Here is a 24,640-nt window from a genome sequence, read left to right as displayed (position 1 = left end):
CGCCCCATCACAGGATGGAGCGCACGACTCCTCCGTCGACCCTGAGCGCGGCGCCGCTCGTGGCGCTGGCGGCCGGGCTGCACAGGTAGGCGACCAGGCTGGCGATCTCCTCCGGCGCGATCAGGCGCCCGAGGAGCGAGGTCGGCCTGTGCTCCTTCACGAAGGCCCGGCCCATCGCGTCGAGGTCCGGATCGGCGGCCCCGCCGGCCATCTGCGTCATGAAGGTGGCCACGCCCTCCGACAGGGTCGGGCCCGGCAGCACCGTGTTGACCGTGACGCCGGAGCCCGAGACGGTCTCGGCGAGGCCGCGCGCCACGGCGAGCTGCGCGGTCTTGGTCATCCCGTAATGGACCATCTCGACCGGGATCTGCACCGCCGATTCGCTCGACACGAACACCACCCGGCCCCAGCCGCGCGCCTGCATGCCCGGCGTGTAGATCCGGGCGAGCCGCACGCCGCTCAGCACGTTCACCTCGAAGAACCGGCGCCAATCCTCGTCCGGGATCTCGAAGAAGGGTTTCGGCTCGAAGATCCCGGTATTGTTCACGAGGATGTCGAGGTCGGGCAGGGCGCTCCGCAGCGCCTCGGCGCCCGCCGCCGTGGCGACGTCGCCGACCGCTGCCGTGAACCGGCCCTTCGGCGCCTCCCGGGACAGGGTGGCGATCGCCGCCTCGACGCGCTCGGCCGTCCGCCCGTTCACCGCCACGCCGGCCCCGAGATCGCCGAGCGCGCGGGCGATCGCGTAGCCGATGCCCGCGGTCGAGCCGGTGACCAGGGCGCGCCGCCCTGACAGATCGATGTCCATGCTGGCCTCCATCGAGACAGGTCCGCCGCCGGAGATGGGCGCAGGGCGGCTCGCGTCCAGGGTCGAGGCCGGCCTCGCGTCCCTGGTCGGCTCGCGGCGGCGCACGCCCGGGAAGGCCTACCGGCGCAGCGCGCTCGTCACCGCCCCGGTGAGCGCCAGCCCGGCGGCGAGCCACAGCACCGTCACCGTGCCGGAGCCGTGCAGGCGCCCGAAGATCACCGCCACCGCGGCCGCCCCGAGCGATTGCCCGACGAGCCGCGCGGTGGCCTGCATGCCGCTCGCGCCGCCGCTGCGCTCGCGCGGCGCGCTGGTGATGATCACCCGGTTGTTGGGCGACTGGAACAGCCCGAAGCCGAGGCCGCACAGCGTCAGCGTCAGGGCGATCGCCAGCGTCGCGGGCGCCTCGGGCAGGCTCGCCAGCAGCGCCAGCCCGAGGCCGAGCCCGACGAGGCCGATGCCGCCGAGGCGGCCGGGGGCGATGCGGTCGGAGAGGCGGCCGGCGATGGGCGCCATCACCGCGATGGCGATCGGCCAGGGCGTCAGCAGGAGGCCGACCTCGCTGCTCGACCGGTGCAGCACGTCGTGGAAGTAGAAGGGCAGCGCCACGTAGGCCATCATCTGGGCCGAGAAGGCGCAGACCGAACTCGCCATCGACAGGGCGAAGGCCGGGATGCGCAGCAGGTCGACCGGAAGGAGGGGGGCGGGCAGCTTCACCTGGTACCAGACGAAGGCGCCTCCCGCCGCGGCGGCGCCCGCCAGCATCAGGAGCGCGCGGTCCTGGGCGGCCGGATCGCCGAGCCCGTCGACGCCGGTGATGAGCAGGCCGAAGAACACGGCGTTCAGCACCGCGCTCAGGGCGTCGAAGCGCCCGCCGCTGCGCGGCGTCACCGGCAGCGTGCGGGCCGCCACCGCCAGCGCCGCCACCCCGAGCGGGACGTTGACGAGGAAGAGCCAGGGCCACTGCGCGACGGACAGGATCGCGCCCGCGACCGTCGGCCCGGCCGCCGAGGCCACCGCCACGATCAGCGCCACGTTGCCCACGCCGCGTCCGATCAGCCGGGTCGGGTAGATGAAGCGCACGAGCGCGATGTTGACGCTCATGATCCCGGCCGCCCCGAGCCCCTGGACGATCCGGGCGGCGACCAGCACCTCCAGCGAGCCGGCGAGCGCGCAGGCGAGGGAGGCCCCGGTGAACAGGGCGAGGCCGAAGATGTAGACGCGCCGGTAGCCCAGGATGTCGCCGAGGGAGGAGAGCGGCAGCAGGGCCGCCGTCACGGCGAGCTGGTAGCCGTTGGTCACGAAGATCGCCGCCGAGGGGCTGACCGCGAGGTCGCGCGCCAGCACCGGCAGGGCGACGTTGACGAGGGTGCTGTCGAGCACCGCCATCGTCATGGCGATGCCGATCGCCGCCATCGCCCAGAGCCGCTCGGCGACCGGCAGCCCGTCCGCGATCTCCGCCGGCACCGGCTCGGCCGCTCCCGTCATCGGCTCATGCTCCCGCGCCGGGGATCGGCGCCGAGGCAGCCCCTACAGCATCGCGGCACCGGGCGCACCCGGGGCGGCTGCGGCGATGCCGGCGCCGGTCCGGCGGATCCCGTGATCGGGGCGCCCGGGCCGGGGCGGCAGGGCGCCGTCCTCAGGCCACCGCCTTCCCGAACGTCTCCACGAGGCGCGCCTCCAGCTTGCCGTGCATGCCCTGGAGCACGCCCATCGCCTCTGCGGCGGGCATCGGCGCCTTGTAGGGACGGCGCTCGGTGAGGGCCGCGTAGATGTCGCAGATGGTGAGGAGGCGCACCGTGTCGCTCACCGCCGCGCCGCTGAGGCCGTCCGGATAACCCGACCCGTCGAGCATCTCGTGATGGTGGCGCACGGCGTCGAGGGTGAGCTCGTCGCACTCGCCGCCCGCCTTGAGGATGTCGTAGCCGAGGGCCGCGTGGGTGCGCATCACCGCCGTCTCGTCGGGATCGAGGCGGCCGGGCTTGTTCAGGATCGGCAGCGGGATGCGCGCCTTGCCGACGTCGTGCACCAGGGCGGCGCGCACGAAGCGGTGCCGGTCGGCCTGGCGGAAGCCCAGATGCAGGGAGAACTGCGCCGCGAGCCCCGCCACCAGCAGGCAATGCTGGTAGGTGGCGTCGTCGTGCGTCCAGACCGTGTCGAGCCAGCGCGCGAGGCCGCCCTCCTGCACGGCGGTCAGGATCGGGTCGAGGCCGGCCTCCACCGCCTCCATGCGGATCGGGCTGCCGGCGCGCGCCTCGGCGAGCAGGCCGGTGAGGGCCTCGCCGGCCCGCGCCACGCCGTGGACGACCAGCCGCTCCGACAGCGGGCAGGTGTGCTCGATCTGGTTGGCGAGCGCGGCGGCGACCGACTGGGGCGGCACGTAGGCCGGCAGGCAGACCGTGGCGCCGAGCGACTTGGCGTGCCGCAGGGCGTCCGGCGTGGCGCGGCGCAGGAGCCCGATCACCGGGAGCGGCTGGCCGCGGTAGCGGGCCTCCAGCGCCTTGAGGCACTGCACCGCCTCGGGACGGGTGAGGGTGAGGTCGGACACGATCCCGAGCGGCGCGCCGATGGCGGTCCAGCGCTCGTCGGTTCCCACCACCTCGCAGGTCCCGACCTGCCGCAGCGCCGCCGCGAGATCCGCGCTGCGGTCCGGCCGGTCGGTGACGAGGATGATGACCCCCTCGTGCATTGGATGCTCCTGCCGGCGCAAGCGGCGGCTGCCTCGGTGGGGAGGTCTAAGCCCAACTTGCCAAGAAACGCTTAGCGCTGTGATTGGTCATGCGAGGGGCTCCGCCGCGGGATGGGCGCCCGAACCGTCGGCTTCACTCGGTCGAGCGCGTGTCGGCGACCGGGATCGGGTGGACGAGATCGCCTTCCCGCAGGAAGGGGGCGGCGCGCACCACCACGAGGTCGCTCTCCGAGAGGCCGGTGCGGATCTCCACCTCGTTCTCCGAAAAAAGGCCGATCGTCACCGGCCGGGCCTCGATGTGGTTGTTGGTGGCGACGTAGACGGTGGTGCCGTCCGGCCCGCTCACCAGCGAGGAGAACGGCACGGCGATGCCGCAGCTCTCGCCCACCGAGATGGTGCCGCGCGCGAAGGTGCCGAGCCGCGCCTCGCCGACCTGCGAGAGCAGGATGCGCACGTGGCCGAGCTGGCTGGCCGCATCGGCCGCCGGAGCGACGAGCCGCACCCGGGCCGGGAGGGTGCCGAGCCCGAGGGGCTTGACCGTGACGCCCTGACCGGGGGCGATCTTGCCCAGCGAGGCGATCGGCGCGTCGGCGGCGAGTTCGAGTTCGCCCTGGGCGATGATGGTGAACAGCGGGTCCGCCCGGGTGGGCGCGGGCGAGCCGGCCGCCGCGGTGCTCCGGCCGATCACCCCGGCGACGGGCGCCCGGATGGCGACCTGGGCGCCCCCCTGCGCGTCGTCGGGCACGAGCTGGGCGAGGACTTGGTTCGCCCGCACCTCGTCGAGGGGCTTGGCGAGCACCTGCGACACCCGCAGGCCGTCGCGGTCGGGCCGCAGCTGCACCTCCTGCCGGGCGGTGAGCACGCCGGTGACGTCGATCCGGTCGTCGAAGCAGCGCCGCTTCGAGGCTGCCACGCTGACGGCGAGGCCCGCGCTCTGCCCGCCCGCCGTGTCGGCCCTCGCCTCGGCGACCGCGAGGAGACCCAGCCCCGCCGCGCAGGCGAGGCGGCACAGATCTGCGGGGCGGGTCGGGACGGATCGAGGGAAGCGCGGCACGGATGGGGCTCCGAACGTGACGGGGATCGCGGACCGGCAGGATCGCGCCGGGATGCGGGGGAGGGTGAGAAACCCGAATCCGGGCGGCATTGCCTCGCGTGGTCTCGCACGGATCCCGGCGTCTGCAACATTTTCGCCGACGCGCCTGCGGCTTCGCCCCGGCCTGGTCGGGAAGTGATCAGCGATGCTGCCACTTCGGGCGTCATGCATACATCATGTTCCTGTCGCAGAGTCAGCGTGGTGCGTCTCACGGCGGAGCGGCATTCCGGCGCGGCCCCGGACGGCCCGGCCCGGGCGCGCGCGGGCGCCCGGCGCCGGGGAAGATCTGGTCGAGCATGCCCCCGAGCGGGCTCGCATCGCCCCCCTCCATCAGGCTCGATCCGAGGGCGCCGAGGCCCGACAGGTTCTGGCCGCTCAGCACGCTGCCGAGATCGACGCTCACCTGCGGCGCCTCCCAGCTGCCGGTGATCAGGACCGGGAGGCTGATGTCGAGGAGTTTCGGCAGCGCGCGGGCGGCGCTGCGCGTCAGCTTCGGCTCGATCCGCAGGGCGAGCGTGCGCGAGGCGAGGTCGATGCTGCCGGCGCCGCGCGCCGTCACCAGGGGGCCGGCGAGCGCGATGTCCTGCGTGGTCGCCTGGCCGTCGGCGATGCGCAGGCGCGCCGTGATGCGGTCGAAGGCGGTGGCGTCGGAGGCGCGCAGGCGCGGGTCCGCGGAGAGCTGCGTGGCGATCGACTGCACCACCCCCGGGATATCGATCCCGTTGAGGCGCCCGTTCTCGAGGGTGACCGCGGCCTCGCCCGACAGCGAGCGCGTGATCTCGGCCGTCGTCGCCCCCGCGGCCGTGAGGTCGAGGCTCACCCCCGCGGTGCCGTCGAGAAGCCCGAAGCCGGCCGAGGCGGTGAGCAGCGGCAGGCTGCGCACCTGGGTGAGGTCGAGCCGCAGGGCGTGGCGGGAGGGCACCGCCCCGGGAGCCGCCAGCACCGAGGTGAGGGTGGCGCGGATCTGGCCGCCGTGCAGGGCGGTCGGCGCGAGATTCGCCTCGATCGTGCCGCCGGTGAGCTTGGCCTCGACCACGACGTCGCTGGCCGAGAGGCCCGCGGCCCGCAGCGTGCCGGCCCTGAGCTTGGCCCGCCCGTCGAAGCTGCGCAGCAGCGCGAGGTCGGCCGCGCCCGCCTCCGTCCGCAGGGGCGGCAGATCGAGCTGCTCGAAGCCGAGATCCAGCCGCACGAAGGGTTTGGCGGTGAGGTCGACGAGGGCCGCCCCGGCGAAGCGCGTCGCCCCGAGGCTGCCGGTGAGGCGCGAGAGCGTGAGTTCGAGGCCGTGCACGCCCGCATCCGCCCGCCCGGTCAGCGGCGCGGCGACCTGCGGCAACCGGCAGGTGAAGTCGAGCGGGACCATGCCCGCCTCGCCGGCCGCCGCCGCGATCTCGCAGGTCGCGCCGCCGGGCCGGCCGCGCGCCTTCACGGCGTAGCCGCTCGCCGCCGCGCGGGCCTCGGCGGTCACGCCCTCCACCGAGGCGACGACCTTCGCGCCCTCGACCAGGGCCAGGGAGCCGTCCGTGACCCGGATCAGGTCCGGGCGCGGGCCCGCGGGGGGACGGGCGGTGTCCTGCGCCGGAGCGGGCGGGCCGCCGGCGCGCCACCACTCGGCCGGCCAGCGCAGGCTCGGCCGTTCCACCTCGACCTCCCGCACGCCGCGTCCGGCTAGAAGATCGAGGGGTGCCCCGGTCGCCCGCAGCGCGGCGATGTCGAGACGCGCCTCGCTCCCGTCCGCGAAGGCGGTGCGGGTGCCGACGTCGCGCACCACGATCGCGAAATGGGGCCAGAGGGTGAGGCTCGCCCCGCCCGCCACCGTCCAGGGGCGGCCGGTCTCGGCCTCCAGCCGCTCCTCGACGGCGCGCGCGATCCGGGCCGAACTCGTCGCGACCGCCGCACCGGCGACGACCACGCTTCCGGCCAGAAGCAGAAGGAAGAGAACGCGCAGCTTCATCCGGTCCTCGCGAACGTCCGCCGCCACGACGGACAAGACCGCAAAGTCGCAGCGGAATCAATCGGCCGGCCCGGAGCCGGCTTGTCTTGTCGACGACGGGCCGGAATCCGGCGCGGACGGGGCGTGGCCGTCAGGGCACGCCCCGCCGCGTCGTGCACGGTCGGATCGTGCGCGCCCGGCGACGCAGAGACGCCCGCGCGGCTCGACTTCGAATCAGGCAGCTCAACCACTTGGCCTCATCTCTGGCGCACAGGTCTGTCGAAATGTCGGCAATTGAAAAACAGGTCGAGGGGCCGGCGGATGTGCGTCCGAGCACTTGCTCGGCCGGGGACCCGGCGTGTAAGTTCGGAGCATGAAACGGTCGCTGCAAAACCTGCTCACGCTCCTCCTCGCCCTCTGGGCGACCGCGGCCGTCTCGGCCCCGGCGGACAAGCGCGTCGCCCTCGTCATCGGCAATGCCGCCTATGACCATTTCGGCCGGCTGAGCAATCCCGGCAACGACGCGGAGGACATCGCGACCGTGCTGCGGCGGGTCGGCTTCGAGGTGCTCGACGGCCGCGACCTCTCCCGCCGGGACATGGACCGCAAGCTGGCCCAGTTCTCTCGCCTCTCGCTCGATGCGGAGACGGCGCTCGTCTACTACGCCGGCCACGGCCTGCAGTACCAGAGCCAGAACTACCTCGTGCCGACCGACGCGCTCCTGCGCGACGGCTTCGACGTGCCGTTCGAGACGATCGCGGTCGAGAGCGTCATCGGCGCCCTCGACAACGCCAAGGGCGCGCGCATCCTGATCCTGGACGCCTGCCGCGACCTGCCGCTGAAGGATGCCGGCAAGCGCGAGAGCTACGGCGGCCCCGGTCTCGCGAGCGTGGTCGGCCGCAAGGGCCTGATCATGGCCTACGCGACGCAGGCCAACCACGTCGCCTTCGACGGCAGCGGCCGCAACAGCTTCTACGCCGAGGCCCTGCTCAAGGCGATGCAGGAGCCCGGCCTCGAGATCGGGCAGGTCTTCCAGCACGTCGCCAAGGCGGTGGCCGGCGTCACCGAGGGGCGCCAGCTGCCGGAGGTCACCCGCTCCTATCCGGGCGAGGTCTTCATCAACCGCGACGAGACCGACATGCAGGCCTGGGGGCGGCTGCGCGGCACCACCCAGCTCGCCGAACTGCGCCGCTTCGTCGAAAAGTATCCCCGCAGCTTCCTGGTCGAGGACGCGCTGGGCCGCATCCGGATGATCGAGGGGCAGGCCCGGGCCGGCTTCGTGGCGCAGGCCGACGGCGAGCGCGACGGACCGCGCGCGCAGCCCGACCGCCTCGCCCTGGCGCGGCCGGCGGAAGGCCAGCAGGCCGCCCAGCAGGAGATTCAGAAGGCCCGGCGCCAGGAGGAGGACCGGCTCGCCGAACTCGCCCGCAAGGCCCGGGAGGAGCAGGCGCGGCAGGAACAGACCCGGCAGGAGCAGGTCCGCCAGGAGCAGGCCGGCCGCGACGCCGAGCAGGCCCGCATCGCCGCCGCCCGGGCGCAGATCATCGCCGACGAGGCCAAGCGCCGCGAGGAGCAGGCCAAGCGCGAGGCCGTCGCGGTCCTGGCGGCGCCCGCCGCCGCGGCCGGACAGGCCGACCTCGCCCGCATCGTCGAGGCCGCCAAGCCGGCCGAGGTGCCGCAGACCGCCTACGCCGCCCTGTCGATCCGCGAGGAGAATCCGGCCGCCAAGGAGACCTCTCCGGCGACCGCCGACGACGCGGTGGTCCGCTCGGTGCAGCAGCGTCTGGCGGATCTCGGCTGCTACACCGAGCCGCCCGAGACGGCCTGGGGCCGCCAGTCGATGGACGCGCTGGAGCGGTTCTACCGCTTCTCGCAGAGCACCGATCCGACGCGTGCCGACACCTCGAAGACCCGCGCGGTGCGGATCGTCTCGACCATGCCCGACCAGGGCGTGCTGGAGACGCTCAACTCCTATAGCGGCCGCATCTGCCCGATCAGCTGCCCGACCGGCACCGAGCCGCGCGGCGAGATCTGCGTGCGGATCACCTGCCCGCCCGGCATGAGCCTGGACGGCGACGAGTGCCGCCCGCAGCGCCGTCCGATCCAGGCGACCCTGCCGGCCGAGACCACCAAGAAGCCGGTCGCCGAGGAGGCCAAGGAGACCAAGCGTCCGAAGGCCGCCGCGCTGCCCGAGCCGGAGCACAAGCCCGCCCGGGCGACCGTCAAGGAGGCCCCGCGTCCGGTGAAGCAGGCGGCCCGTCCCGTCGAGGTCGAGCGCCCGGTCAAGCCGAAGGTGAAGGTGGTCGAGCCGATCCGCGCCCGCACGCCGGTTCCGGCCCTCGCCCGCGCCCCGCGCGCCGCCCCGGCCCCGGCGCGGGCCGCCGCGGCCCCGAGCTACACTCCGGCCGAGATCGGCGCCTCACGGATGATGAGCCGGATGCCCTGATCGGGAGAGACCGGACGGAAGACCTGCGGCGCCGGACACCCGTCCGGCGCCGTCGTCATGTCCAGGAGCCTCGCTGCAGCGGCACGATGCCTCGGCGCGCGGCGGGATCAGGCCGTCCATGCGGCAGGCCGATCGGGAACCGCATCGGGGGTGCTGCCGGCGCCTCCCGGCCTCACTCCGCCCGGCCGATGGTGAGCGCGAAGTCGAGGCCGTTCGCCCGATCGAGGCCGATCGAGCGGCCGATGCCGAGGGTGCCGACGTCGCGCAGCACCAGCTCCTCGCGGCGCATGCAGAACTCCTCGGCGCCGAACAGCGTCACGTAGGTGCCGTTCGTGCTGTGGTCGATCAGCACCCACTTGTCGCCGCGCCGCTCGATGGTGGCGTGGCGGCGCGAGACGTAGTCGTTGTCGACCACGATGTCGCTCGCCGCATCACGGCCCAGCGTCACCGCCTGGCGGCTCTCGTCGAACAGCCAGCGCTGGTCCCGATAGGTGAGCCGCAGCCCGCTGCCGCCGGTGGAGCGCGGCTCGGCCGTCGGCAGGAGGGAGAACACCGTCGTCTGGTTGGCGGCCACGTGCCAGAGCACCTCCGCCACCCGCACGTCGTCGCCCGCGCCCTTGACGTAGACGCCGACCAGCGCGCGGGTCGCCGCGCGCTGGAGCGGCGGCAGCCCGTCGGCGAGTTCGCCCGTGGTGATGATCTGCCCGCCCTTGGCGAGCGCCACCATGCGGGCGGCCATGTTCACGGTGGTGCCGAAGTAATCGTCGTTCGCCCGCACCACCGGCCCATGGTGGAAGCCGATCCGCAGCTGGAGGCGATGCTCGCCGACATGGCCGACGCCCTCGTCCTCGAAGCGGCGCTGCACCGCCACGGCGGCATCGCACATGGCGCAGACATCCTCGAACACCGCCATGAACTCGTCGCCGATGGTCTTGACCAGCCGGCCGCCCTTGCTCTGGACGACGTCGCCCGCGACGCCGAGGCAGCGGTCGACCACGCGCAGCGCGGCGTCGTCCCCCAGGTCGCGGTAAAGGCGCGTGCTCCCGGCGACATCGCAGAAGAGAACACCGATCGTGCAGGGTTCGTTGATGCTCATCTTGAGGAATGATCCTCAGCGGGCCGAACGGCAGGATGACGTCAGCCGCATCGTCTATGCAAGCTTGCGCCGGGGCGAAAGCCCAAATGCGACGGGGCCCCGCTTCTTTTGCGCGGCCACGCGGGTCGGGGACTCGGCGGGCACTAACCCTCAGGTTGCATGCCGGGTCATCAAGCAGGCGCCAGGACAGTCCACGCGGGTCACTAGTCTGCGCGGTTCGGCCTCATGACAAGATTAAGAATCTGCCTGCGAATCGTGCAGAGTGATCTGTTCTCCGTTTCGATCGGCATTGCCGGGCTGCCGGCCGGCGCGTTGCGCGCGAGCAACTTCGACTGCCAATCGCGCCGCGGATCAGAAAAGCGGTTGTCCCCGCGGCCGCGGATGTGGTCAGGATACGGCCAAGTTCAGGGGGTGCGGGGCGGGTTATGGTGCAGGATGGCATGGTGTCGGGGACGGGGCGCGAGCCGGTCCGTGCCCAGGGTCTGGAGCGGATCCGTGGGGCCCTCCTCGTGGGCGTCTCCTGCGCCGGGCTGACCGTGGCGGGGGCGCTCGTGTCGGCGGGCGAGGCGGCGGCCCAGGCGGTGGCGCCCGGCTTCGACGCCACCCAGCTCGCCCGCAACGACGACAGCTCCTCCGGCGCGGTGGCGCTGCCCTTCGCGGCCAACTTCTTCGGCACGACCTACAATCAGGTCTTCGTCAACAACAACGGCAACGTGACGTTCGGCCAGCCGCTCAGCCAGTTCACGCCGGTCGGTCTCGGCGCCGGCTATGTCGGCCCGGCGATCATCGCGCCGTTCTTCGCGGACGTGGACACCCGCAACCCGGCGAGCGGCGTCACCTCGTACGGCACCGGCACCTACAACGGCCAGACCGCCTTCGGCGTGACGTGGCCGAACGTGGGCTACTTCTCCAACAAGGTCGACAAGACCAACACGTTCCAGGTCATCCTAGCGGCGCGCCAGGACACCGGCGCCGGCAACTTCGACATCTACTTCAACTACAACCGCATCCAGTTCGAGACCGGCGACGCGAGCGGGGGCACCAACGGGCTGGGCGGCACCTCGGCCTCGGCCGGCTACTCGGCCGGCACGGGCGCGGCCGGCACCTACCTCGAACTCCCCGGCTCGCTCGTCAACGGCGCCCTGCTGGACGGCGGCCCGAACGCGCTGGCCACCGGCGGCAACGGCACGGTGCCGGGCCAGTTCCTGTTCCCGGTCCGCGGCGGCGCGGTGGTGTTCGCCCGCAGCTGCGGCGCGGGCGACAACGCCTCCACCACCACGGTGGCCAATTGCGGACCGAACCGGGTCTACGACGGTGGCATCTTCTACACGCCGCTCAACACCTTCACGCTCAACGTCCTCGACAACACGACCATCAACGCCGCCGCGACCGGCAGCGCCGTGATGGTGATGCCCACCAGCGCGACCGCGGGCGTGACGGTCAACGTCAACGCGAGCGCGACCCTCAACGCGCCGGCCGGCGCGGGCATCGAGATCGACGGCGGGGGCTACGCCGGCCCGGCGACCGTGAACACCCAAGGGCGGATCACCGCCGGCACGGTGGGCGTCCTGGCCCGCAACGGCCTCGGCGCGCTCACGGTGACGAACGGCGGCACCATCACGGCGCCGGTGGGCATCGTCGGCGTCTACGCCGGCAGCACCGCCATCACGAATGCGGGCACGATCACGGGCGCGATCGGCGTCGCGACGCTCTCCAACACCACGGCCGTGACCAATACGGGCACCGTCGCGTTCCGCGAGGCGGGCCTCGCCGCCTACGGGACGGATGCCGTCTCGGTGGTCAATACCGGCAACCTGACCTACGGCGCCGGCATCCCCGCCATCCCGAGCCAGGTCCGCGGGCAGCTGCCGGGCGTCACCAACATCGGCCAGGAATTCAGCCGGTTCGGCGGCACGATCCTGTCCGACGGCGCCACGCAGCCCTTCCCGGGCATCGGCATCGCGGCGCTCGGCGGCAACACCTCGGTGACCAACGGCGGCACGATCACCGCGCAGGCCGCCGGGATCGCGGCCGTCGCGGCGCCCCGCAGCGAGGCGGCCGGCGCCACGAACCTGAGCATCCTCAACACCGGCGCCATCGCGGCGGACCGCGTCGGCGTGTTCGCCCGGACCCTCAACGGGAGCCTGAAGCTCGCCAATACCGGCAGCATCATCGCCGCGCTGGGCATCGATGCGGCGGCCGCCGGGCCGGCCTCCGGCGCCTCGGCCGCGACCTTCGCCATCGGCAACGCGGGCTCGATCACCGGCACCTCCGGCATCGCCATCAACACGACGCAGAGCGCGCTGGCGACCCGGCTCGACAACAGCGGCACCATCACGGGCGGCGTCGCGCTCAGCACCGGCTCGACCTTCACCAACTCGGGCCGCTTCGCGGCGGCCCTCACCAGCACCTTCGGCGGCGGGACGCTCGACAACACGGGCGTCGTCGCCCTCGGCAGCCAGACGGCCGCGTTCTCGAACCTGTCCCGCTTCACCAACGCGGGCACGATCGACCTGCGCACCCCGACCGCGGGCGGCCAGCTCACCGTCAACGGCGACTATGTCGGCCGCAACGGCACGCTGCTCGTCAACACGTCGAGCCAGACCGGCGCCGCCGACCGCCTCGTCATCACCGGCGCGGCGAGCGGCAGCACCGGCGTCCTCGTGAACAACCTCACGCCGGGCACGCCCTTCACCATCTCGCCGGTGGTCGTCCAGACCGGCACCACGCTCAACGCCAACGCCTTCACGCTCGCCGGAACCCAGAATTTCGGCGCGCTCGAAGCGGTGCTCGTCCGCTCGGATCTCGCCGGGGGCGGCAGCACGATCGCCGTCGGGGCGGTGCCGAACGCCATCGGCCTGTCGGGCGCCACCGCCGTCATCGCGGCGCGCAGCATCTCGACCCAGGGCGGCACCGCCGTGCTCGACCGCGTCACCGAGGTGCGCTCGGCGCTCCAGACCGGCCAGACGTCGATCCCGCAGGCCCTCCAGTACAACGGTCTGTCCCAGTACTCGGCGCTGGTCAGCAAGGATCCGATCGCGCCGAAGCTCGCTCCGCCGCCGGTCGAGACCAAGTCCCGTCCGGCCATCTGGGCGCGCGGCTTCGGCGACCTTGAGCGGCGCACCGGCTCGACCAGCTTCACCTTCGCGGGCAACAACTTCTTCCGCGACCTCGGCTACAACCAGACCACCGCGGGCTTCCTCGGCGGTGCCGACGTGGTGATCAGCGGGCTGACCAAGCCCGATGACGGCCTGATCCTCGGTGTCATGGCCGGCTACACGGCCTCCTCGGTGCGGCTCAACCGCGGCGCGGGCCAGCAGGATTACGACGGCGGCACGGTGGGCGTGTACGGCACCTACCTGAACGGGCCGTGGTTCGTGGATGCCCTGTTCAAGGTCGACCTGCTCGGCCTCGACATCGTCGGGCCGCTGCTGCGCCAGTCGACCGGCCTCCAGAACTACAACTTCACCACCAACGTCGGCTACCGGGTCCAGCTCGACAACAACCTCTACGTCGAGCCCACCGCCGGCCTCGAATACATCTCGACCCACTTCGATCAGCAGGCCCGGTTCACCGCCACCGGCATCCCGCTGCTGGACGGCGACGCTCTGCGCGGCCGCATCGGCGCGCGGGTGGGCACCGAGACCGTGGTGGACAACATCCGCATCGAGCCGAGCATCACCGGCTACGTCTACAGCGTGCTGCACGAATCGGGCCTGAGCGGCGCCTTCACGGGCGGCATCGCCAGCGTGTCCGGCCTGCGCGACCAGGGCAAGGTGCGCGGCGAGGTCCAGGCGTCGCTCAACTTCTTCAACCTGAAGACCGGCCTGTCGGGCTTCATCCGGGGCGACGTCCGGGTGGGCGAGGACCTCGTGGCGGGCGGCGGTCGCGCCGGTCTGCGCTACCAGTTCAACTCGTTCTGACCTTTTCGCACCGCACGATCCAGGAAGGCCCGGCCTCGCAGCCGGGCCTTTTTCTCATCCGGCGTTCAGGCGCGGACGGGCATCAGCGGGGTCCGTCACCGCCCCGGAGAACCAGGATGCTCCGCTACGCGCTCCCCCTCTGCCTCCTGATCGCCGGCGCCGTGCCGGCCGGCGCGGCGCCCGACGGCGCCGAGGCCCGCCTGCGCAGCCGTGGCCCGTCCGCCTCCTCCCTGGCGCGCCAGCGCGGACCGACACTCCGCCGGGAGGCGCCGCCGCGCCGCTTCGGCCGCGTCTCCATCGAGGGCCTGCGCCGCCTGGAGCGGATGCGCTGAGGCTGGGGCGGGCGCCGGTCGGCGGGGTGCGCCGGCGCACAGTCTTGCTCCGCGTCGTGCGGACATATCGTGAGCGGTGAAGCTTGCATTCGCCGGCGAGACACACCATCTCAACTCCGCACGCACAATCATCGCCGGATCACGCCCGATCCTTTCTCTTCCGGAGCCCATCATGACCTTGCGCGCTGCCACGCTTCTGTCGGCCCTCGTCCTCGCGGCGCCCCTGGCGGCGACGTCCGCGCAGGCGGCGCCCTGCCACGTCTGGGGGCCGTACGGGTGCGAGATCGGGCCGCGCGAGGTGCGCGCGCCGCGCGTCGCCTACGTGGAGGCCGGCTGGCGCGGGCCCGCCGCGTGGCGCGGCTGGGAGCCGGTGGTCGAGCCGCGCGCCTTCACGCGCTTCGACATCGAGGGCATCCGTCTGCTCCAGCGGATGCCCTGATCCTCATCCCCCGAGCTTGAAGTAGGTGACCGCGATTCCCGCCGGACGGGGGTCGCGGTCGAGTTCGTCGCCGATCTGGCGCAGCAGCTGGTCGGCCCGGGCGTTGATCCCGGACCGCAGGCTGGCGAGCGGCTTCTGGCTCGTCACCGCCAGGACGACCTGGGGGCGCGGCGCGCCCGATCCCTCGACCCGCATCGTGAAGCGCAGCGTGTCGCCGTTGCGCCGGGCGTGGCGCCCGAGATTGGTCACCCGTCCGTCATCCCCGATCAGCAGCAGGTCGACGTTGCGGTCCCCGCGCGTCTCCACCGTGCCGACGAGGTCCTGGCCGTTGTGCAGGAGGTCGGAGACGATGGCGATGCTGGCCGCCCGCGCGTCGCGCTGCGGGTAGTGGCGGGCCAGGAAGTTGACCACCGGGCACTGCGCGTCGGTGACCTGGCGCAGGCTGATGTGCGGCTCGACCCCGAGGGCGTTCTGGAAAGCCTTGTCGAAGGCGTGGAACGGCTGCGTCGCGCGCCCGAAGGCGTCCACGAGGATGTCCGGCGGCTGCGTCGAGACGGGCGTGATGAAGAAGCAGTCGCCGCCGTCGTAGCGCCGCATGAAGCTCTCGACCTCCTCGGCGCTCACCGTGACGGTGGGCTGATCCTGCCGGGTGCGCGGCGGCTCGTCCGGCTCGTCGCCGGGATCGGGCAGCGAGACGATCGGCGGCTTGCCGAAGGGCGGCTGTTGGGGCGGCTCCGTCCGCACCGGTTCGGACGACGTGCCAGGAGGGGAGGGGGCCGAGAGGGGTGGGTTCGACACGGGCGGAGCGGGCGTGACGCTGGTGGTCGGCGCCGGGGCCGGCGGATCGGACCGACGCGCCGGCAGGGCGAGGTAGACAGCGGCCGCCAGGGTCGCGACCGCGAGCCCTCCGCCGCCCGCCGCGAGCAGCGCCGCCGTCGGCAGGCGGCGCGGGGCCTTCGGTTCGACCGCCGCCAGGGCCGCGACCGTCGCCATGTCGGCGGGCCGGTCCTTCGGGTTCGGCTGCAGCATCGCCTGCAGGATCGGCCGGATCCGCTCGTCGATTCCCGACAGGTCCGGCACGCGCCGCCGCTTCTCGACCACGTCGACGTGGTTGCTGCCCATGTCGAGGGGCCGGCCGCGCGCCGCGTGCGCGAGCAGCAGGCCCAGGCTGTAGAGGTCGGATTTCGGCGTCACGTCGCCGCCGAACAGGCCGAGCTGCTCGGGCGAGACGTAGGAGTACTTGCCCGCGAAGCCGCCGCCGATGACGGTGCCGTCGGTGCTCGGCGCCCGGGCGATGCCGAAATCGATGAGCTTGGCCCGCGCGACGTTGCCGCCGGGCAGGATGACGTTGTCGGGCGACACGTCCCGGTGGATGATCCCGAGGTCGTGCGCCGCCTGGAGGCCGGCGGCGAGGCGGCGCAGCAGCAGGCACAGGGTCGGCCCGTCGAGCGGCCCCTGCTCCAGGCGCTCGGAGAGCGACACGCCGTCCACGAACTCCATCGCCAGGTAGGGGAGTCCGAGTTTCGGGTCGACCGAGAAGACGAAGTAGCGGACGATCGCCTCGTGGTAGAGGTTGTGCAGCGCCGACGCCTCACGCCGAAACAGCGCGAGCGCCGAGGTGTTGCGGGCGAGGTCCGGCTTGACGACCTTGATCGCCACCGCGTCGCCGGTGGCCAGCGCCTCCCCCTTGTACACTTCGCCCATCCCGCCCGAGGCGATCAGGTCGCGGATCACGTAGATGTCGTTGAGCCGCGTCCCGGGTTCGATGAAGGGGCGGCGGGCCTGAGGCGGGATGAAGACCGTCTCCTCGCTCATGCGCGCGGGCCTTCCGGAGCATCGGGCGGCCGCGCGGGCGCCGCCGCCTTGCTCGGCCCCAGGTAGCGCACCGCCACGACCGTGACGTTGTCGGTGGCCCCCCGGTCGAGGGTGAGCTGGAGGAGCGCGTCGCACACGGCCTGCGCCCCCGACGCGGCCTGCGGCCCGGCCGCCGCGGCCAGGATCTCGCCGTCCGCCACGTGCTGCGTGAGCCCGTCCGAGCACAGGATGAACAGGTCGCCGGCTTCGAGCAGGCCGTGGTCGATGTCGATCTCCGGTTCCGCCTGAACGCCGATCGCCCGGGTGATGACGTTGCGGCGCGGCCAGGTCCGGGCCTCCTGCGGGGTGATCACGCCGCGCTCGACCAGGGACTGGATCTCGGTGTGGTCGCGCGACAGCTGCGTGATCGCCCCCGCCCGCACCCGGTAGACGCGGCTGTCGCCCGACCACAAGCAGACGAAGTGCGGCTCGTAGACGAGCAGGATCGCCACCGTCGTGCCGACGATCGCCCCACGCGCCCGTCCGACCTTGCGGATGTCGGAGTTGGCATCGGCCAGACGGGCCTTGAGCTGGTCGAGAAGGTCGCTCGCCGAGACGGCCGGGGTCACGGCCGCCAGGGCCTCGACCACCGCCGAGCTCGCGACCTCGCCCGCCTCGTGGCCGCCCATGCCGTCCGCCACCGCGAAGATGCCGCTCTGCGGCGCGAGCAGGAAGCGATCCTCGTTGAGGGCGCGCACGCGGCCGGCATGGCAGGCCGAACCCAGGTCGAGCGCGGCCTCCGCGCGCCGCAGCCCGGATCCGTAGGGGTCTTTCTTCATGGTCCCACCGTTCTCGCAGCGGCGGAGCGTCGGGCATCCGCTGGACCCGACCGGGACCGTCAGGCCGCCTCAACCCTGACCGAGGCCGCCGCGTTCGGCAAGTGTGCCGACGTGTGCCGCGCGCCACTGTCCCCGTTCCGCTGGTCCCGTCCCGGCGCGACGGCGCGGGTGTGCGTCCGCACGGCCACGCCGCCGGGCGGGCCTTAAGGAAGACCGGACCGGGGGCAAGGGGGCGATGCTCCCGGCCGCCCCGGAGCCCGGCCTGCGCAATTCAGGCGGGGGAGGATGTCGAGATCTGGTGTGGTCGGACTGTCCGGCCGCGTCCGTTAAACTTGTCAGCGCCGGGCGGAGGCCATAAGCTTCCGGCGCTGAGTTGCGGCTGCTGAGCATTTCTTTGAGGACGTCATGCGTGCGTTGTGGGTTGTCGGCATTCTGCTCGCGATCAGCGTGTGCCAGACGCTTCAACCTGCCATCGCGCAAAGCAGACAGGGCGATCGAATCGCTCTCTTGATCGGGAATGCACAGTATCCCGACAGTGATGCGCCGCTGACGACGCCGGTCCAGGACGCCCGCGCTCTCGCGGCTGCTCTGCAGCAGAAAGGGTTCGCGGTCGATGTTCATGAGAACACGACCAAGCGGACGCTGCAAGAGGCGATCAACCGACTCTACGAGAAGGTGAAGGCCGGAACTGTAGTGCTGTTCTATTTCAGCGGCTACGGCATTCAGTCCAACAAGCAGAATTACTTGGTTCCCGTCGATGCGCAGATCTGGTCGGAGGCGGATCTGCGGCGAGACGGCGTCAGCGTCGACGGCGTGCTGAGCGAGTTGCAGAAGCGCGGCGCGGATCTGAAGTACGTGGTGCTCGACGCGGCCAACCGCAATCCGTTCGAGCGGCGCTTCCGCAGCTTCTCGACCGGCCTCGCGCCGGCGGGGGAGCCGCCGCCCAACACCGTGGTGTTCTACTCGGCCCAGCCCGGGCTGATGCTGCGGCAGGTCACGACCGCCAAGAGCGTCTTTGCCGAAGAGCTCTCGCGCCAGATCGCCGGGGCCGACGCGGTCTCCCGCCCGGTCTTCGACCGGGTGCGCACCGCGGTGTCGAACGCCACCCAGAACACCCAGGTGCCCTGGGTCTACTCGTCGCTGAAGGACAGCGCGCCCGGCGCCTGGACCGATCCGCGTCCGGTCGCCGCCGCACCCGAGCGGCCCGCCCCGGCGCCCGCCGAGCGGCCGGCCGAAAAGCCCGTGGCGGCCCTGCCCGATCGCGAGAAGCAGCCGCCCCGCGTCATCGACATCCCGGCGCCGCCGCGGCCGGATGCGGCGCGTCCCCCGGAGCCCGCCCCCGACCCGGCCGCCGAGTTCGGGTCCGCCAGGCGCACGGGCACCAAGGCCGCCTACGAGCGCTTCCTCGCCAAGTTCCCGACCGGAGCCTGGGCGGAGCGGGCGCGTGCCGAGATCGAAAAGCTCGATCCGGCACCTAAGCCCGCCCCGAAGATCGCCGTGCAGGTGGTGCCCTACACGCGCGAGGACGAGCGCCTGAAGGCGGAGCTGAACCGCGTGCTGGAGCGCAATCCCACCGACGGGTCGGCGCTCTACCGTCGCGGGCAGCTCTACGCGATCCATCGCGAGTACAGCCTCGCGGTGGCCGATTTCGACGAGGTGATCCGGCTCAACCCGCAGGACGTCGAGGCCCTCAACAACCGCTGCTGGGTGCGGGCCATGATGGACGAACTCGACCGTGCGTTGCGCGACTGCAACGAGGCTTTGAAGCTGAAGCCAAATTTTCCTGATGCTCTGGACAGTCGTGGCCTCGTCAACCTGAAGATAGGACTTCCCGGGCTCGCGATCCGAGACTACGATGCCGCCCTGAAGGGAAATGGAAGGCAGGCATCGTCATTGTACGGCCGCGGGCTGGCGCGGGTGCGGACCGGTGAAGCCGAAGAGGGGCGGAGTGACATCAACGACGCCCTCCGGATGGATCCCGGCCTCGAGAAAGAGTTCGCCCAATACGGACTCCGGTGAGCTAGCGCACACGCGCCGGCTCGACGTGGGAATAAAGTGGATGCCGACGAAAGTCGAGATTGGCGGCAATCCAAGAAACGTCGATGAGCGTCTGGACGTGGACAAGACTTTGATCAGGAGCGTCGTGATGACCAAATCGCATGATATCGCTCGGCCGCGCACGATGCGGGCGGCGGTGCTGACCGGATTCTTCCTGCTCGCCTCGGTCGCGGGCGCCCAGGCGCAGAGCGCCGTGAGCGAGGCCGACATCGTCAAGGCGCTCGCGCCGCCCACGATGGGCCAGACCCGCAGCCTCTCCACCTCCGTGCGCGGCGACAGCAGCGTCAACGAGGACCGCGGCTTCCTCGACAGCCTGCGCAACCGCACCTCGCTGACGTCGAGCGAGCGGACCAAGCTCGCGGCGGCCTCCGCCGACAAGCCGAGCATCGATCTGGAGATCCCCTTCGACTACAACTCCGCCAAGATCGGCGGGAAGGCCCTGCCGATGGTCAAGAGCCTCGGCGCGGCCCTGGCGCGGCCCGAGCTGAAGGGCAACACCTTCCTGATCGTCGGCCACACCGACGGCAAGGGCGGCGACCAGACCAACCAGACGCTCTCCGAGCGCCGGGCCGAGGCGGTCAAGGACTACATCGTCCAGAATTACGGCGTCCCGGCCGCGAACCTCGTCAGCGTCGGCTACGGCAAGACCCAGCTCAAGGACTCGGCCAACCCGACCGCCTCGACGAACCGCCGGGTGACGACGATCAACATGTCCGGGGTGAAGTCCGCCTCGCGCTACTGATCCGCCGTCGCGGCCCGGTTTCGTGAGCCGCGCCTCCCGGGGCGGATGCCCGCTCGGGCATCCGCCGATGTTTCCGAACTGGTCCGGCTCCCGCCGGAGAGAGATGCATGCGTCCTGACCGCGACCGGCTCCCGGCCGCCGCCCTGCGCGCCGCGGGCGCCTTTCTCCTCGCCTGCGGCCTCGCCGCTCCCGCGGCGGCGCAGGGCGAGGGGGGCACCGAGACGGTGCGGGCGCGCCGCGCCTGCTTCTCCGACAACGTGCGGGTGACCGGCTACCTGATGCCGCGCCGCCAAGCCTTCGTCAGCCTCAACGTCGACGGCTACCGGATCTCGGACGTCCTCGTGCAGGAGGGCGACGCGGTCACGGCCGGGCAGGATCTCGTGCGCCTCGTGCGCATCGGGGCGGACGATCCGGCCGCCGCGGCCGCCGCGGCGCGGGCGCAGCCTTCGGCCCTGCCGGCCAGCCTCACCCTCAAGGCGCCCGCCGCCGGCACCGTCAACCGCAGCACCGCCCGGATCGGGGGGCTCACCAGCGTGCAGATGGAGCCCCTGCTGCAGCTCAGCCTCGACCGCGACCTCGACCTGATGGTGCAGGTGCCCAGCCTGTACATCGCCAAGATCCGCGCGGGCGCCGAGTCGCGCATCCTCGTCGGCAACGACCTCGAACTGCCGGGCGAGGTGCGGGTGCCGGCCACCGACGTCGACCCGGCCACCCAGTTCGGCCGGGCCATGCTCTCGGTCTCCGCCCATCCCGACCTGCGGCCCGGCATGTTCGCGCGCGCCCTCGTCGACACGGCGCGCAGCTGCGGCGTCGCCGTGCCGCGCTCGGCGATCCTGCGCCGGAGCGACACCACCAGCGTGCAGGTGGTGCGCAACGGGCGCATCAGCGTCCGGCGCGTCGTGGTGGGCTCCTCCTCGGAGGACGACGTCGAGATCCGCAGCGGCATCGCGGAGGGCGACACCGTCGTCGCCAACGCGGGCACGGCCTATTGAGGCCGGCGGCCTCCTGACCCCGAACCGACGCGAGCGCGCCCTTGTCCTTCAACGTGTCCTCCTGGGCGATCCGCCGCCCGCTGCCGTCGATCCTGATCTCCCTCATCCTGCTCATCCTCGGCTGGATCAGCTTCGGCAAGCTGCCGATCACCCGGCTGCCCTCCGCCGACATCCCGATCATCTCGGTGGCGGTGGCGCAGTTCGGGGCGGCGCCCGCGGAGCTGGAGGCGCAGGTCACCAAGACCATCGAGGACGGCGTCTCGGGCGTCGAGGGCGTGCGCCACATCTCCTCGCTCGTCACCGACGGCGTCTCGGTGACGACCGTGCAGTTCCGCCTGGAGACCAACACCGACCGGGCGCTCAACGACGTCAAGGACGCGATCACCCGCATCCAGGCCGAGCTGCCGCGCTCGGCGGAGGCGCCCCTGATCCAGCGCGTCGACGTGGTCGGCCTGCCCATCGTCACCTACGCGGCGAGTTCGCCCGGCAAGACGCCCGAGCAGCTCTCCTACTTCGTCGACACGGTGGTGAAGCGCCGCCTCCAGAGCATCCGCGGCGTGGCGCAGGTCGAGACCATCGGCGGCTCCGAGCGCGAGATCCTGGTCTCCCTCGATCCCGACCGGCTGCAGGCGTTCGGGCTCACCGCGGTCGACGTCAGCCGGCGCCTGCGCGGCATCAACGTCGACGTGGCGGGCGGGCGCACCGAACTCGGCGGGCGCGACTTCGCCATCCGGGCGCTCGCGGGCGCGCGCTCCCTCGACGAGCTGAAGGGGCTGATGATCCCGCTCTCGAGCGGCGGGCAGATCCGGCTGCAGGACCTCGGCGTCGTCACCGACACGGTGGCGGACCGGCGCACCTTCGCGAGCCTCGACGCCAAGCCCGTCGTCGCCATCGGCATCAAGCGCGCCAAGGGCGCGAGCGACGTGGTGGTGGCCAAGGCCGTGCAGGCCAAGGTCGACCAGATCCACACCGAGTACCCGGACGTGAAGCTGACGCTGATCGACACCTCGGTCGATTACACGCTCGGCAACTACGAGGCGGCGATCAAGACCCTGTTCGAGGGCGCGGCGCTCGCCGTCATCGTGGTCTTCCTGTTCCTGCGCGACCTGCGCACCACCGTGATCGTCGCGGTGTCGCTGCCGCTCTCGATCTTCCCGGCCTTCTGGGCGATGGACCTGCTCGGGTTCTCGCTCAACCTCGTGAGCTTCCTCGCCGTCACGCTGTCCACCGGCATCCTGGTCGACGATTCGATCGTCGAGATCGAGAACATCGTGCGCCACATCCGGATGGGGAAATCGCCCTATCAGGCGGCGATCGACGCCTCGGAGGAGATCGGGCTGGCGGTGATCGCCATCAGCCTCACCATCGTGGCGATCTTCGCGCCCGCGAGCTTCATGGGCGGCATCGCCGGCCAGTTCTTCAAGCAGTTCGGCATCACCATCGCGGTGCAGGTGCTGTTCTCGCTGCTCGCCGCGCGCCTCGTGACGCCGATGCTCGCGGCCTACATCATGAAGGCGCACGTCCACGAGGAAAAACCGCCGGGCCGCGTCGAGCGCGCCTATGTCTGGCTGGTGACCAAGTCGGTCCGCTTCTACCTGCTCACCGTCGTGCTCGGCATCGGCATCTTCGCCGCCTCGATCGCCAGCATGGGGCTGCTCTCGCAGGGCTTCCTGCCGGCCCAGGACACCGCCCGCTCGCTCCTGTTCGTGGAGCTGCCGCCGGGGAGCCAGGCCTCCGACACTCAGCGCGTCACCGACGTGATCGTGAAGGACCTCCGGTCGAACATCCCGCAGGTCAAGAGCATCTTCGTGGATGGCGGGCGCGCCGCCGGCCAGCTGGAGGTGCGGCGCGCCGCCCTGATCCTGAACTACACCGACAAGACCACCCGCACGGTGACGCAGCGCCAGCTGGAGCAGCAGGTCGAGGCACGCCTGCGCCAGGTGCCGGACGTCCGCTACTGGTTCGTGGACGAGAACGGCCTGCGGGCGATCTCGCTCGTGGTCAACGGCCAGGACAGCGCCAAGGTGGCGAGCGTCGCCAACGAACTCGCCAACCAGATGCGCCGCCTGCCCACGGTCGGCAACGTGATCTCGGGGGCGACCCTGAACCGGCCGGAACTGCGCATCCGCCCGCGCATGGACCTCGCGGCGCGGCTCGGCATCACCGCCGACACGCTCTCCGAGACGATCCGCGTCGCGACCATCGGCGATGTCGGCCCGGCGCTCGCCAAGTTCGACGCGGGCGACCGGCTCGTCCCGGTGCGGGTGCAGCTCGACGACAGCGCCCGGCTCAATTGGCAGATCATCGAGCAGCTGCGCATCCCGACGCCCGCCGCCAAGAGCGGCGTGCCGCTCTCGGCGGTGGCGGACCTGACCTTCCAGGACGGGCCGGCCAACATCGCCCGCTACGACCGCGAGCGGCAGGCCACGGTGGCGGCCGACCTCGTGGGCGATGCCGCCCTCGGCGACGTGCTGGAATCTATCAACCAGCTCCCCGTCATGAAGAACCTGCCCAAGGGCGTGCAGGTGAGCCAGTCGGGCGATGCCGAGAATCTCGCCGAACTCTCGGACGGCTTCGCCGAGGTGATGCGGGCCGGCCTGCTGATGGTCTACGCCGTGCTCGTCATGCTGTTCGGGTCCTTCCTGCACCCGATCACCATCCTGTTCTCGCTGCCGCTCTCGCTCGGCGGCGCCGTGATGGCGCTTCTGATCACCGGCAAGCAGCTCACGACCCCGGTCTGGATCGGCATCCTGATGCTGATGGGCATCGTGACCAAGAACGCGATCATGCTGGTGGAATTCGCCATCGAATCGATGCGCCACGGTCTGTCGCGCGAGGAGGCGATCATCGATGCGGGCCGCAAGCGCGCCCGCCCGATCGTGATGACCACCATCGCCATGGTGGCCGGCATGGTGCCCTCGGCGCTCGCACTCGGCGCGGGCGGCGAATTCCGCTCGCCGATGGCGATCGCGGTGATCGGCGGCCTGTTGTTCTCCACCGTGCTGTCGCTGATCTTCGTGCCGGCGGTGTTCTGCCTGATGTGCGTGATCGCCGACACGCCCAAGCGCATCGGCGCCTGGTTCGGCCGCCGGGCCGAGCGCCGGCGCGCCGCCAAGGCCGCGAAGACCCCCGCGGCGCCGAAATCCGATCCCGCCGGTGCCGGACCCGGCCCGAGGGCGACCCCGGTGACCTGATGGGGCGTGCGTCCCCGCCCGGAGCCCGGGCGGGGAGGGTCGGGGTCGACCTCGATCCGCTCGGCCGTGCGAAGGGCTGCTGAGGGTGGTCGCTGGACCCGGCCCCTTCATCAGGAGCCGGACGCTCCGCCTCCGACGCCACTCGGGCACGCGGGCGACCGCCAAAGGGGCCTGCACTCGGCCCGAGTTCCGGCTCTGCCGAATGATGATCGCCCGAGCGCGTTCCATCAGGCCGCGTCGTCGCTGTGGCCAGCATGATCGAGCCCCGCGA

16 protein-coding genes are annotated in these 24,640 nt (G+C 72.0%); 8 read left to right on the top strand and 8 right to left on the bottom strand.

The genetic code is table 11. The features are described from left to right. Nucleotides 1-7 precede the first annotated feature (7 nt). From ACKUB9_RS02700 to ACKUB9_RS02680, 5 genes are all read right to left on the bottom strand, one after another. The gene (locus ACKUB9_RS02700) at nucleotides 8-805 is read right to left on the bottom strand and encodes an SDR family NAD(P)-dependent oxidoreductase (RefSeq protein WP_407519204.1); all 798 of its coding nucleotides are present in this window, start codon (nucleotides 803-805) and stop codon (nucleotides 8-10) included. A 117-nt stretch (nucleotides 806-922) separates the two neighbouring features. Then, nucleotides 923-2,290, bottom strand: coding sequence for an MFS transporter (locus ACKUB9_RS02695; RefSeq protein ID WP_407519202.1), 1,368 nt, complete (start codon nucleotides 2,288-2,290; stop codon nucleotides 923-925). Between the two features lie 151 nt (nucleotides 2,291-2,441). Then, nucleotides 2,442-3,491, bottom strand: a complete 1,050-nt coding sequence (locus ACKUB9_RS02690) for an HD-GYP domain-containing protein (RefSeq protein WP_407519200.1) — start codon at nucleotides 3,489-3,491, stop codon at nucleotides 2,442-2,444. A gap of 133 nt (nucleotides 3,492-3,624) precedes the next feature. Further along, a complete protein-coding gene (locus tag ACKUB9_RS02685) occupies nucleotides 3,625-4,545 on the bottom strand; it encodes an efflux RND transporter periplasmic adaptor subunit (protein ID WP_407519198.1) in 921 nt (306 codons plus the stop codon). A gap of 247 nt (nucleotides 4,546-4,792) precedes the next feature. Further along, entirely contained in the window at nucleotides 4,793-6,535 is a 1,743-nt protein-coding gene (locus tag ACKUB9_RS02680) for an AsmA family protein (protein ID WP_407519196.1), read from the bottom strand. A gap of 352 nt (nucleotides 6,536-6,887) precedes the next feature. Here ACKUB9_RS02680 and ACKUB9_RS02675 point away from each other — a divergent pair, with 352 nt between their 5' ends. Next, nucleotides 6,888-8,960 (top strand): caspase family protein, encoded by a 2,073-nt coding sequence (locus ACKUB9_RS02675; protein ID WP_407519195.1) that lies wholly within the window; start codon nucleotides 6,888-6,890, stop codon nucleotides 8,958-8,960. Nucleotides 8,961-9,132: 172 nt separating this feature from the next. Here the strand turns inward: ACKUB9_RS02675 and ACKUB9_RS02670 are convergent, their stop codons facing one another. Next, complete coding sequence (locus tag ACKUB9_RS02670; RefSeq protein ID WP_407519193.1) at nucleotides 9,133-10,056, bottom strand: adenylate/guanylate cyclase domain-containing protein; 924 nt, start codon at nucleotides 10,054-10,056, stop codon at nucleotides 9,133-9,135. A gap of 440 nt (nucleotides 10,057-10,496) precedes the next feature. On the opposite strand from ACKUB9_RS02670, the gene ACKUB9_RS02665 reads away from it, so the two are divergent. The 3 genes from ACKUB9_RS02665 to ACKUB9_RS02655 all read left to right on the top strand — a co-directional run bounded on the left by ACKUB9_RS02665 (nucleotide 10,497) and on the right by ACKUB9_RS02655 (nucleotide 14,750). After that, nucleotides 10,497-13,979: a nidogen-like domain-containing protein gene (locus ACKUB9_RS02665; RefSeq protein WP_407519191.1), complete on the top strand. Its 3,483-nt coding sequence runs from the start codon at nucleotides 10,497-10,499 to the stop codon at nucleotides 13,977-13,979. 116 nt (nucleotides 13,980-14,095) lie between these two features. After that, on the top strand, nucleotides 14,096-14,311 hold the full coding sequence (locus ACKUB9_RS02660) for a hypothetical protein (protein WP_407519189.1): 216 nt from the start codon (nucleotides 14,096-14,098) through the stop codon (nucleotides 14,309-14,311). A gap of 172 nt (nucleotides 14,312-14,483) precedes the next feature. After that, nucleotides 14,484-14,750 carry a hypothetical protein gene (locus ACKUB9_RS02655; protein WP_407519187.1) on the top strand — a complete coding sequence of 89 codons (267 nt, stop codon included), beginning with the start codon at nucleotides 14,484-14,486 and terminating at the stop codon, nucleotides 14,748-14,750. A gap of 3 nt (nucleotides 14,751-14,753) precedes the next feature. Here the strand turns inward: ACKUB9_RS02655 and ACKUB9_RS02650 are convergent, their stop codons facing one another. Beyond that, nucleotides 14,754-16,565, bottom strand: coding sequence for a serine/threonine-protein kinase (locus tag ACKUB9_RS02650; protein WP_407519185.1), 1,812 nt, complete (start codon nucleotides 16,563-16,565; stop codon nucleotides 14,754-14,756). Next, nucleotides 16,562-17,383 carry a PP2C family protein-serine/threonine phosphatase gene (locus tag ACKUB9_RS02645; protein WP_407519183.1) on the bottom strand — a complete coding sequence of 274 codons (822 nt, stop codon included), beginning with the start codon at nucleotides 17,381-17,383 and terminating at the stop codon, nucleotides 16,562-16,564. Before ACKUB9_RS02645 ends, ACKUB9_RS02650 begins: the two co-directional genes overlap by 4 nt. 405 nt (nucleotides 17,384-17,788) lie before the next feature. On the opposite strand from ACKUB9_RS02645, the gene ACKUB9_RS02640 reads away from it, so the two are divergent. From ACKUB9_RS02640 to ACKUB9_RS02625, 4 genes are all read left to right on the top strand, one after another. Beyond that, nucleotides 17,789-19,402 (top strand): caspase family protein, encoded by a 1,614-nt coding sequence (locus ACKUB9_RS02640; RefSeq protein ID WP_407519181.1) that lies wholly within the window; start codon nucleotides 17,789-17,791, stop codon nucleotides 19,400-19,402. Between the two features lie 127 nt (nucleotides 19,403-19,529). After that, nucleotides 19,530-20,183: an OmpA family protein gene (locus ACKUB9_RS02635; protein ID WP_407519179.1), complete on the top strand. Its 654-nt coding sequence runs from the start codon at nucleotides 19,530-19,532 to the stop codon at nucleotides 20,181-20,183. A 107-nt stretch (nucleotides 20,184-20,290) separates the two neighbouring features. Continuing rightward, nucleotides 20,291-21,175: an efflux RND transporter periplasmic adaptor subunit gene (locus tag ACKUB9_RS02630; RefSeq protein WP_407519178.1), complete on the top strand. Its 885-nt coding sequence runs from the start codon at nucleotides 20,291-20,293 to the stop codon at nucleotides 21,173-21,175. A 41-nt stretch (nucleotides 21,176-21,216) separates the two neighbouring features. After that, a complete protein-coding gene (locus ACKUB9_RS02625) occupies nucleotides 21,217-24,369 on the top strand; it encodes an efflux RND transporter permease subunit (protein WP_407519177.1) in 3,153 nt (1,050 codons plus the stop codon). The last annotated feature ends 271 nt before the right edge of the window (nucleotides 24,370-24,640 follow it).

Source organism: Methylobacterium oryzisoli, assembly GCF_046557895.1.
Classification (GTDB): Bacteria; Pseudomonadota; Alphaproteobacteria; order Rhizobiales; family Beijerinckiaceae; genus Methylobacterium; species Methylobacterium oryzisoli.
This window is presented reverse-complemented; position numbering and strand designations above follow the sequence as displayed.

Coding starts and splice junctions, on each gene's coding strand:
- ACKUB9_RS02640 (WP_407519181.1), top strand. CDS start 17,789: ATGCGTGCGTTGTGGGTTGTCGGCATTCTGCTCGCGATCAGCGTGTGC.
- ACKUB9_RS02665 (WP_407519191.1), top strand. CDS start 10,497: ATGGTGTCGGGGACGGGGCGCGAGCCGGTCCGTGCCCAGGGTCTGGAG.
- ACKUB9_RS02695 (WP_407519202.1), bottom strand. CDS start 2,290: ATGACGGGAGCGGCCGAGCCGGTGCCGGCGGAGATCGCGGACGGGCTG.
- ACKUB9_RS02635 (WP_407519179.1), top strand. CDS start 19,530: ATGACCAAATCGCATGATATCGCTCGGCCGCGCACGATGCGGGCGGCG.
- ACKUB9_RS02680 (WP_407519196.1), bottom strand. CDS start 6,535: ATGAAGCTGCGCGTTCTCTTCCTTCTGCTTCTGGCCGGAAGCGTGGTC.
- ACKUB9_RS02630 (WP_407519178.1), top strand. CDS start 20,291: ATGCGTCCTGACCGCGACCGGCTCCCGGCCGCCGCCCTGCGCGCCGCG.
- ACKUB9_RS02700 (WP_407519204.1), bottom strand. CDS start 805: ATGGACATCGATCTGTCAGGGCGGCGCGCCCTGGTCACCGGCTCGACC.
- ACKUB9_RS02660 (WP_407519189.1), top strand. CDS start 14,096: ATGCTCCGCTACGCGCTCCCCCTCTGCCTCCTGATCGCCGGCGCCGTG.
- ACKUB9_RS02645 (WP_407519183.1), bottom strand. CDS start 17,383: ATGAAGAAAGACCCCTACGGATCCGGGCTGCGGCGCGCGGAGGCCGCG.
- ACKUB9_RS02690 (WP_407519200.1), bottom strand. CDS start 3,491: ATGCACGAGGGGGTCATCATCCTCGTCACCGACCGGCCGGACCGCAGC.
- ACKUB9_RS02675 (WP_407519195.1), top strand. CDS start 6,888: ATGAAACGGTCGCTGCAAAACCTGCTCACGCTCCTCCTCGCCCTCTGG.
- ACKUB9_RS02655 (WP_407519187.1), top strand. CDS start 14,484: ATGACCTTGCGCGCTGCCACGCTTCTGTCGGCCCTCGTCCTCGCGGCG.
- ACKUB9_RS02670 (WP_407519193.1), bottom strand. CDS start 10,056: ATGAGCATCAACGAACCCTGCACGATCGGTGTTCTCTTCTGCGATGTC.
- ACKUB9_RS02650 (WP_407519185.1), bottom strand. CDS start 16,565: ATGAGCGAGGAGACGGTCTTCATCCCGCCTCAGGCCCGCCGCCCCTTC.